The organism is Nocardiopsis halophila DSM 44494 (assembly GCF_000341245.1).
In the GTDB taxonomy this organism is placed as follows: Bacteria; Actinomycetota; Actinomycetes; order Streptosporangiales; family Streptosporangiaceae; genus Nocardiopsis_A; species Nocardiopsis_A halophila.
This window is the reverse complement of sequence record NZ_ANAD01000004.1, coordinates 1-9,939: the sequence shown is the minus strand read 5'-3', so window position 1 is coordinate 9,939 and position 9,939 is coordinate 1. Positions and strand designations below refer to the sequence as shown.

The following is a 9,939-nucleotide window of genomic DNA, read 5'->3' as shown; positions in this document are numbered from 1 at the left end:
GTATTACCCCGACTTTCCCGAGATCAACGGGGGCGTCGATACGGGCGGCAGGCAGTGCCCCGGGGGGGCGGCCGGGGCCCGGAGAGTCCCACTACGCCAGCGGACACGACCGGCGGCGCTCTGGGGTGCGTGGGGCCTGCTCCCTCTTCAGATCCGGAAAGCGGGGCGCCTGGCGGGCCATGTCCGTCGGAAACCGCCCCAGAAGGGCCTGTTCTTCGACGAGAGTGGTGGCATCGCCACGGAATTGCACATTCCGTGGCGATACCACCACTCTCGATGCAGAGGGTTCTCGTTTGTGCCGCCTCGCGCGCCCGGTATGCCCGGAACGCGAAAAAGAAGGGGCCCTCCAGGGCGGCAGGCCACCCGGCGGCCGACCGCCGGCATCGGGCAGCCGCTTCGCCTCGTCGTCGCCGCCCTCCCCTTGCGCCGAGGGGGCCCGCCGCTCGGCCGGGGGCCGAGAGCGGGGAACCGGCTCTGCCGTTGCCGCCATCCCTCCCGGACCACGGGTGACCCGGCGGCCGACCGGCGCCCCTGGGGAACCTCCTGGCTTCTTCGTCGCCGCTCATCTCCCTGCACCGCAGGGGCCCGGCGCCCGGCCGGGGCCCTGGAGCGGGGCACCCGCCGTTGCTGCTGATCTTGCTGGACCGCGAGAAACCCGGCGGCCGACCGGCGACCCCGGGGAACCGCCCCGCTCCTTCGTCGCCGCCCACCGCCCCGGCCTGCGGCGGCCCGGCGCCCGGCTTGGGGCCGTGAGCGGGGTACCTGCCGTGCCGATGCCGCTGATCTTGCTGGACCGCGAGAAGCCTGACGGCCGACTGGTGGGGCCGGGGAACCGCCTGGCCTTGTTCGTTGCTGCCCTTCCCCCTTGACCGGCGGCGGCCCGCCGCCCGCCCGGTGGCCGTGAGCGGGGCACCTGTCGTGCCGTCGCCGCCGCCCCGCCCTGGCCCCTGAACGTGGAACGGACTCTCTACGGCCTGTACCCGTCGCGACGCCCCGTCCGCCTACCTCCTACCTCAGTCTCAGGCCCTTCGGGGTCGGGTGGAAGCCGGCCTTTTTCAAGGCGGGTTCGAGGAGGGTGCCGAACACCTCTGCTCCGTCGGCGCGTTCCACGGTCAGGGACGCCAGGCCGCCTCCGCGGACCGTCTCGGCCAGGGCCTCGGCCGCCCTGTGCAGCGCCCCCTCCCCGGAACCGAAGGTCACCGCCGACCGTCCCCCGCGCTCCAGGTAGAGGGTCGGCGCGCCGTCGTCCAGGACCACCAGGGCCCCCGCCTTCCTCGACGGCCGTCCGCCCTCGGCGTCGGGCCAGGCCAGCGCCGCACCGTACGGGTTCGCGGGGTCGGCGGCGGCGAGGACCAGCGGGTGCCCGTCCCCGGTGAACGCGCGCAGCCGGTCCACCGCACCCGGCCGGGCGAACTGGGCCGCGCCCAGCCCTTCCACGAAGTACCCGCGCCGGGCCTTGCCCGCCTCCTCGACGCCTCGCAGCACCGGGTACACCGCGCTGAACCCGCCGCCCGAGCGCTCCCCCGTGCGGCGCCGCACCTGCTCGGCCACCACCGGCCCGCGTGTCACCACCCCGTACCGGTCCAGCAGGGCCGTCGCCGCCGCCAGCCCCCGGCGGGTCGGATCCGCCTCCCGCTCCGGCAGCCGCCACCACCGCCCCGCCACTGTCGGCGGGCCCATGCGGCCGGGCATGACCGGCCGGCGCGAGCGCCTCCGGTGGGCCGTCGTGCCGCCCGCGCCCAGCAGCGCGCGCAGCGGCGCCAGGGTGTCGTTGCCCAGCCTGCCCGCCCACACCAGCTCCCACAGCGCCGCCACCAGCGCGGCGTCCGAGACCGCGGCCGCGCCCTGCTCGCCGGCGGCCCGGTCGGCGATGTCGCGGAAGAACAGGGCCCCGCCGTCCTCCAGCGCCCCCAGCACGGCGGCGTGCAGCGGCGACTCCTCCACCCCGCCCGGGTCCGGGAGCAGCTCCGGTGCCTCATCGGCCGGGACCAGGCACACCCACCCGTCGGAGCCGCCCAGCGGCCCGACCCCCGACCACACCACCTCGCCGCCGAGCGTCAGCTCGTCCAGCATCGACGGCGCGTACCCGTGCACGCGGGCCGGGAGCACCAGGGACTCCAGCGCCGAGGCCGGAACCGGGCACCCGCGCAGCGACTCCACCGCCTCGAACACCGCGTCCGGCCCCCGCAGCGGCGACGCCGCATGCTGCCACGCCGGCAGGAACCGGCCCAGNGCTCGGCCTCCTTGCGCAGCCGCAGCACCGACCCCTTGCGCAGCCGGCGCAGCACACCCGTGTCGCACCACTCGCTCCCGGAACCGCCCGGCCGGAAACCGCCCTCGACCACGCGCCCCTCACCCGCCAGGCGCCGCAGCACCTCGCGCACCGCCGCCGGGCCCAGGCCGAAGCGCCCCGCCGCGTCCTCGGCGGTGAACGGCCCGTGCGTGCGCGCGAACCGGGACAGCAGGTCGCGCAGCGGGTCCTCGACCGGCTGCGAGAACGCCTCGGCCGCCCCGGCGAACGCGGTCTCTCCGGGCCCCCCGGTCCCGCCGGGGTCCTCCAACCACCCGGGCAGCCGCACGCCCAGCCCGTCGCGCAGCCGCGCCGCGTCCTCCACGGCCGCCCACTGCTCCCGCCCGGCGATGCGCACCCGGATCGCCCTGAGGGCCGCCTCCAGCTCCTCCAGCCACGCCGCCCGCGCCCCGCGCTCGGCCGCTTCCGCCCCGGTCAGCGGCCCCAGCTCGCGCAGCAGGTCGGCGGCGCCCTCCGGGCCGCGCCCCTCCACCCGCCGGTCCGGGGCCAGGCGCTGCAGCGACGCCTCCACCTCGGCGAGCACGCCGGCGTCCAGCAGCTCGCGCAGGTCGGCCTGGCCCAGCAGCTCCGACAGCAGCGCCGAGTCCAGGGTGAGCGCCTGGGCGCGCAGCTCGGCCAGCGGCGCGTCGCCCTCGTAGAGGAAGGCCGCCGTGTACCCGATGAGCAGCGACTGGGCGAAGGGCGACGCGCGCGGCGTCTCCACCTCCACCACCCGCACCCGCCGGGCCCGGATGTCGGCCATCAGCGCGGCCAGCCCCGGCACGTCGAACACGTCCCGCAGGCACTCGCGCACCGCCTCCAGCACGATGGGGAAGGAGCCGTAGCGCCCGGCCACCGACAGCAGCTGGGCCGAGCGCTGCCGCTGCTGCCACAGCGGCATCCGGTGCCCGGGCCGGCGGCGCGGCAGCAGCAGGGCCCGCCCCGCGCACTCCCGGAACCGGGCGGCGAACAGCGCCGAGGAGCCCAGCTCCGCCGCGACCGCGTCCTCAGTCTCCTCCGGCGCCAGGTACAGCAGGTCGGCCACGCGCAGCCGCTCCGCGTCGTCCACGTCGGGCAGGCGCAGCACGATCCCGTCGTCGCCGTGCACCACCTGGGCGTCCAGGCCGTACCGCTCGCGGATCCGGGCGCCCAGGGCCAGCGCCCACGGCCCGTGCACCCGCGCGCCCAGCGGCGAGTGCACCACCACCCGCCAGTCGCCCAGCTCGTCCCGGAACCGCTCGACGACCACCGTGCGGTCGTCGGGCACCGAGCCCGTCGCCTCCCGCTGCTCGGCCAGGTAGGCCAGGAGGTTCTCGGCGGCCCAGTCGTTCAGGCCGAGCCCGCGCACGCGCTCCTGGGCCGCCTCCGGGCCGGCCTCCTCCAGCTCCCGGGCGAGCGCGCCGATCGCCCGCCCCAGCTCCGGCGGGCGGCCCACCGCGTCGGCCTTCCAGAACGGCAGCCGCCCCGGGCGGCCCGGCGCGGGCGCGACCAGGACCCGGTCGGCGTCGATCGACTCGATCCGCCAGGCCGTGGAGCCCAGCACGAACACGTCGCCCACCCGCGACTCGTACACCATCTCCTCGTCCAGCTCGCCGACCCGGGTGGGCCCCGACCCGGCCGCCCCCGCCAGGTGCACCGCGTAGGTGCCGCGGTCGGGGATGGTGCCGCCGCCGGTCACCGCCAGCCGCTGGGCCCCCGGGCGGCCCGAGACGGTGCCGGCCTCCCGGTCCCACACCAGCCGCGGGCGCAGCTCGGCGAACTCGTCGGAGGGGTAGCGGCCGGAGAGCATGTCCAGCACCCCCGACAGCGCCGAGTCGGGAAGCGCGGCGAACGGGGCGGCACGGCGCACCAGCGCCGCCAGATCCTCCACCGCCCACTCCTCCACCGAGGCCATCGCCACGACCTGCTGGGCCAGCACGTCCAGCGGATTGGCCGGGACGGCCAGCTCCTCGATCGCCCCGGCGCGCATCCGCTCGGCCACCACCGCCGAGGCCAGCAGGTCGCCCCGGTACTTGGGGAAGACCACCCCGCGCGAGACCTCGCCCACCGAGTGGCCGGACCGCCCCACCCGCTGCAGGCCGCCGGCCACCGACGGCGGCGACTCCACCTGCACCACCAGGTCCACCGCGCCCATGTCGATGCCCAGCTCCAGGCTGGAGGTGGCCACCACGCACCGCAGCCGCCCCTGCTTCAGGTCGTCCTCGATCGCGGCGCGCTCCTCCTTGGAGACCGAGCCGTGGTGGGCGCGCGCGATCACGCCGTCGGCGCCGCGGCTCGCCCCGGACGGGCCCAGCACCTGGGCCGGGACCTCCTCCGGGGGCAGCGCCTGCCGCGCCCGCTCCGAGGCCAGCTCGTTCAGCCGCGCGCACAGCCGCTCGGCCACCCGCCGGGAGTTGGTGAACACGATGGACGAGCGGTGCTCCTCGACCAGGTCGAGCACCCCCTCCTCCACGTGCGGCCAGATGGAGGTGCGGGCGGCGGCGTCCGCCTGCCCGGACCGCCCGGGGTCGGGGGCGGCGGCGAGGTCGGCCATGTCCTCCACCGGCACCGAGATGCGCAGGTCCAGCCGGGGCGCCGACGGCGGTGCGACCACGGCGGCCGGGCGGGACCCGCCCAGGAAGGCGGCGACGGCCTCGTGCGGGCGGACCGTCGCCGAGAGCCCGATGCGCTGGGCCCGGCGGCCCAGCAGCGCGTCCAGCCGCTCCAGGGACAGGGCCAGGTGCGCTCCGCGCTTGGTGCCGGCCACCGCGTGCACCTCGTCCACGATGACGGTCTCGACCCCCGCCAGCCCTGCGCGGGCCTGGGAGGTGAGCACCAGGAACAGGGACTCGGGGGTGGTGATGAGGATGTCAGGAGGGGCGGAGGCCAGGGCCCGCCTTTCGGCCTGCGGGGTGTCCCCGGTGCGCATGCCGACGCGGATGTCGGGCACGGGGGCGCCGGAGCGCTCGGCCTCCCGCCGGATCCCCGCCAGCGGCGCCCGGAGGTTGCGCTCGATGTCGGCGGCGAGCGCCTTGAGCGGTGACACGTACAGCACCCGGCACCGCGCGGCGGGCTCCTCGGGCGGGGGAGCGGCGGCCAGGCGGTCCAGCGACCACAGGAAGGCCGCGAGCGTCTTGCCCGACCCGGTGGGCGCGACCAGCAGCGTGTCGCCGCCCTCGGCGATCCGGGACCAGGCCCCCTCCTGCGCGGGCGTGGCTCCGCCGGGGAAGGCGGAGCGGAACCAGGCGCGGGTGGCGGGCGAGAACCGTTCGACCGGGTCGTGTGCCATGCCCCAAGTCTGCAATGGGGTTCCGACGGTTTCCCGCAGGCCGCCCGGGGCGGCCTGCGTCCCGGCGCCGCGCACCGCCTGCACCCCCGGGTGTACGCCGAAATGGGTCCGTGGGCCGATGCGCCGGGTGCGGACCGCTCCGTAGCGTCACCGGTGACCGAGGACGGAGCGCACGCGTCCTCCACGGATGCACGGACGCACGGAGAACGGGTGATGGTGATGAGGATCGTCGGGGCCGCGCTGCTCGGACTGTTCGGAGGATGGGTCGTCGGGTTCGCGCTGTCGGCGCTGGTGCACATCCCGCTGGGGCTGCTCGGGGTGCCCGACGGCACGCCCTGGGTGGTCGCCGTGGGCCTGCTGCCCTACGCGCTCGCCGTCGTGGGGCTGGTGGCCGTCCCGATCATCGTGGCCCGCAGGCGGGGGCACGAGCCCGAGGGTCAGGGGTGAGGGGCCCGGCCCGACCGCCCTTGCCTTCCCTGTGGGCCCGGCATAGGGTCCGGTCATGACCTGGCGATGTTGACCTTCGGCCGAGACCCGGATCGCGCGCAGCCTCTACCCGTACGCCTTCCTGGTCGACCTCATACCGCTGTACCCGCTGTACGTGCTGCTCTTCGCCGACAGCGGGCTCTCCGCCGCGCAGATCTCCACCCTGCTGATCATCTGGTCGCTCACGGCCTTCGGCCTGGAGATCCCCACGGGTGTGCTCGCCGACCTGGTCCCCCGGAACCGCCTGCTCGGCGCGGCCCCGCTGCTGTCCGCGGCCGGCTTCGCCCTGTGGACCTTGTTCCCGGCCTACCCCTCCTTCGCGGCGGGGTTCGCGCTGTGGGGGACCGGCGAGGCGGTCGCCTCGGGGACGCGTCAAGCGCTCGTGTACGACGAGCTGGAGCGGGTCGGTGCTGGCGGCTCCTATGCCCGCCTCATCGGCCGCTCCCGTGCCCTGGGCACGACCGCCGTGGTGGCGGCCTCGGCCGTCGCGGCGCCCCTGCTGGCGCACGGCGGGTACACCGCCGTGGGGATCGCGAGCATGGCCGCCGCGCTCGCGGCGGTGCCCTTCGGCTTCTCCTTCCCTGAGCGGGCCGGGGACCCCGACCGCAGTGCGGCCGACCGCAGTGCCGCCGGCCGTGCGGCCGACGGACCCGGTGCCGCCTCGCCCGCCGGGGTCCTGCGCACCGCCCTGTCCGAGGTGCGCCGCGCCCCCGGCGCCCGACCGGCCCTGGTCGCCGTGGCGGTGCTCATGGGCGCCGGCGCGATGGAGGAGTACCTGCCCGTCCTCGCCCGGTCCTTCACCGGGGACACGGCGCTGGTCCCGCTCCTGCTCGTGCCCGCCTTCGCCGCCGCGGCGGCGGGGGAGTGGCTCGCCGGGCGCGGAACCCGGCACGCCGCCGGCCTGACGGCCGCCGGGGCCGTGCTGCTCGCCGTCGGCGCGCTCACCGGGCACCCCCTGGGCATGCTTCCGGTGGCCGCCGCCTTCGGGGTGTTCGCCTGGGCGGCGGTGGCCGCGGAGACGCGCCTGCAGAACGCCGTGTCCGGCGGCGCCCGGGCCACCGTGCTGTCGATGTCGGGGGTCGGTGCCGAGGGGGTGGCGATCGCGGTGTTCGCCGCCTACGGCCTCGGTTCGGCGGCGGCCGGGCCGGGGACGCTGTTCGCCGCGGCCTCCCTGGCCTTCCTGGCGGTCGCCCCTGTCCTGCGCCGACGCACGGGGAGCGTCCGGTCGGCGCGATACTGGAGGGGATGAGACTGACGCTTTTCTGGGACCGCATGCACGAGCAGTTCGGCGAGGCGTATGCGGAGAGCCTGGCCAAGGACTACGTGATCGAGGGGCTGGGCTCGCGGACCGTGGCCCAGGCCCTCGCCGAGGGCGTTTCGGCCAAGGAGGTGTGGCGCCGCGTCTGCGACGCCTTCGACCTGCCCGAATCCGTGCGCTGAGCGCGTGCCCCCGACACACGCGGCCGGCCCGGGGACCCCCGCTCGAACAGAAGTTCGGGTAAGGTGGTCGGTGAGTCCGGGGTGCGCGGATGTGGCGCGAGATACCCCGCGGGCCGGGACGGCCCACCGGCAGGCGGGTGGCGCCGGGCCCCGCGGGACGGGGGCGGTCCGACCCGTCCACAGCGCGGCGAGCGCCGTCGCGGATTGTCGCGGCGACCGCATAGCGTCGCCTTCGAGATGAAGAAGAAGACACCGACCCAACAGGGGTTCCCCGTGGCAGCTGCAGACCGAGACAAGGCTCTCGAAACCGCGCTCGCGCAGATCGAGCGCCAGTTCGGCAAGGGCTCCGTGATGCGCCTGGGCGACGACGACCGCCCTCCGATCCAGTCGATCCCCAGCGGCTCCATCGCGCTCGACGTGGCGCTGGGCATCGGCGGCATCCCGCGCGGCCGCATCGTCGAGATCTACGGCCCCGAGAGCAGCGGTAAGACCACGGTCGCCCTGCACGCGGTGGCCAACGCCCAGCGCGAGGGCGGCATCGCCGCCTTCATCGACGCCGAGCACGCGCTGGACCCCGAGTACGCCAAGAAGATCGGCGTCAACACCGACGACCTGCTGCTGTCCCAGCCCGACACCGGTGAGCAGGCGCTGGAGATCGCCGACATGCTGATCCGCTCGGGCGCGGTCTCCATCCTGGTGGTGGACTCGGTGGCGGCGCTGGTGCCGCGCGCCGAGATCGAGGGCGAGATGGGCGACAGCCACGTGGGCCTGCAGGCCCGGCTGATGTCGCAGGCCCTGCGCAAGATCGCCGGCGCCCTGCACCAGACCGGCACCACCGCGATCTTCATCAACCAGCTGCGCGAGAAGGTCGGCGTCATGTTCGGCTCGCCCGAGACCACCACCGGCGGCCGGGCGCTGAAGTTCTACTCCTCGGTGCGCATGGACGTGCGCCGGATCGAGACCCTCAAGGACGGCACGGACGCGGTCGGCAACCGCACCCGCGTCAAGGTGGTCAAGAACAAGACCGCCCCGCCCTTCAAGCAGGCCGAGTTCGACATCCTGTACGGCGTGGGCATCTCCCGCGAGGGCAGCCTGGTCGACCTGGGCGTGGAGAACGGCATCGTCCGCAAGTCCGGCGCCTGGTACACCTACGAGGGCACCCAGCTGGGCCAGGGCAAGGAGAACGCCCGCAACTTCCTGCGGGAGAACGTCGACATGGCCCAGGAGATCGAGAAGAAGATCAAGGAGAAGCTCGGCGTCCCGGTGAAGGGCGACGACTCCGCCGACTCGGGGGCCGCCGGGGCGTCGGCCGGCGCCGCCGGTCCGGACGCCGCGCCGGACGCGGCCAAGGAGGCGCCCGCCAAGGAAGGGGCGGCGGCCAAGGAGCCCGCCGCCAAGCGCACCGCGAAGGCCAAGAGCGCCGCCGCCGATGCGTGACCGCACGTCCGATGGCCCCGGTGCCGCGCCGGGGTCGCAGGACCCGGCCCCGGAGGCCGGCGCCGGGGAGGGGGAGGACCCCGAGTCCTACGCGCGCACCGTGTGCCTGCGCCTGCTCACCACCGCCCCGCGCACCCGTGCCCAGCTGGCCGACGCGCTGTACCGGCGGGGCGTGGAGGAGCAGGTGGCCGAGACGGTCCTGGAGCGGTTCGGCGACGTGGGGCTGATCGACGACGCCGCCTTCTCCGCCGCCTGGGTGGAGTCCCGGCACACCGGTCGCGGCCTGGGGCGCCGCGCCCTGGCGGGGGAGCTGCGGCGGCGCGGCGTGGACGAGGAGACCGTGCGCGGCGCGGTCGACGACATCAGCGCCGACCAGGAGGAGGCCACCGCCCGCGGCCTGGTCCGGCGCAAGCTCTCGGCCACCCGGGGCCGCGACGACGCGGCCCGCGTCCGCCGCGCCATGGGCATGCTGGCACGCAAGGGCTACCCCGCCGGGCTCGCCTACCGCCTCATCCGCGAGGAACTGGAGGCCGAGGGCTCCGACCTGGAGCTCCCCGACCCCGACCTGTGAGGCCCCGGCCGAGGGGCCCTCCGCCTGCCGCGGAACAGGGCGACGAAGGCCGACGGCCCGCCACCGACTCACGACCGTGCCTCTGCGCCCAGGCGCCTGCCGGTCGGAGAGCGTCCGCCGGAACCGGGCGTCCCCGTCGAGTGTCGCCCGGTCTCGAAGGCCTCCTAACTCCTGCGTTGAGAGGCAGGCGCCGCCGACCGGACCACGTGTCCGGGCAGGTCCTCTGGCGAGGGGCGCTTTCCGGGGGCGCGACCGCCGGAACCTGGTGCCTCCGCGCAGGGGCATCACCCGGTGGCGGGGGGTCCGCTCTTCGTGCCGGCCTCGGTGGTTCCGTCGCCGGCCGGGGACGACCAGGGGATCAGGTCCGGCGACTCCTGCCCGCCGCCGTCGCCACCGCTCCCGCCGTCGCCCGCGTCCTCGGTGCGCGCCGGTGCGGCCCGGGGGCCG

5 protein-coding genes and 1 pseudogene are annotated in these 9,939 nt (G+C 76.1%); 5 read left to right on the top strand and 1 reads right to left on the bottom strand.

From position 1 onward, the window contains the following. Window positions 1-1,008: 1,008 nt before the first annotated feature. A pseudogene (locus tag D450_RS29100) lies at window positions 1,009-5,558 on the bottom strand (ATP-dependent helicase). 213 nt (window positions 5,559-5,771) lie between these two features. Here D450_RS29100 and D450_RS0100620 point away from each other — a divergent pair. The 5 genes from D450_RS0100620 (at window position 5,772) to recX (ending at window position 9,492) form a co-directional block, all read left to right on the top strand. Then, entirely contained in the window at window positions 5,772-6,005 is a 234-nt protein-coding gene (locus D450_RS0100620; protein ID WP_017536745.1) for a DUF5957 family protein, read from the top strand. Window positions 6,006-6,096: 91 nt separating this feature from the next. Further along, window positions 6,097-7,293 carry an MFS transporter gene (locus D450_RS0100615; protein ID WP_169541682.1) on the top strand — a complete coding sequence of 399 codons (1,197 nt, stop codon included), beginning with the start codon at window positions 6,097-6,099 and terminating at the stop codon, window positions 7,291-7,293. Beyond that, window positions 7,290-7,484, top strand: a complete 195-nt coding sequence (locus D450_RS32085) for a DUF3046 domain-containing protein (protein WP_083932513.1) — start codon at window positions 7,290-7,292, stop codon at window positions 7,482-7,484. Before D450_RS0100615 ends, D450_RS32085 begins: the two co-directional genes overlap by 4 nt. Before the next feature lie 237 nt (window positions 7,485-7,721). Beyond that, the gene (gene recA, locus D450_RS0100605) at window positions 7,722-8,921 is read left to right on the top strand and encodes a recombinase RecA (protein ID WP_241483002.1); all 1,200 of its coding nucleotides are present in this window, start codon (window positions 7,722-7,724) and stop codon (window positions 8,919-8,921) included. Beyond that, on the top strand, window positions 8,914-9,492 hold the full coding sequence (recX, locus tag D450_RS0100600) for a recombination regulator RecX (protein WP_017536741.1): 579 nt from the start codon (window positions 8,914-8,916) through the stop codon (window positions 9,490-9,492). The genes recA and recX overlap by 8 nt, the downstream gene beginning before the upstream one ends. Window positions 9,493-9,939: the final 447 nt, after the last annotated feature.

What these genes read in the sequence shown, in the direction of transcription:
- D450_RS0100620 (WP_017536745.1), top strand. Translation starts at nt 5,772, where the DNA reads ATGGTGATGAGGATCGTCGGGGCCGCGCTGCTCGGACTGTTCGGAGGA.
- D450_RS32085 (WP_083932513.1), top strand. Translation starts at nt 7,290, where the DNA reads ATGAGACTGACGCTTTTCTGGGACCGCATGCACGAGCAGTTCGGCGAG.
- recA (WP_241483002.1), top strand. Translation starts at nt 7,722, where the DNA reads ATGAAGAAGAAGACACCGACCCAACAGGGGTTCCCCGTGGCAGCTGCA.
- recX (WP_017536741.1), top strand. Translation starts at nt 8,914, where the DNA reads ATGCGTGACCGCACGTCCGATGGCCCCGGTGCCGCGCCGGGGTCGCAG.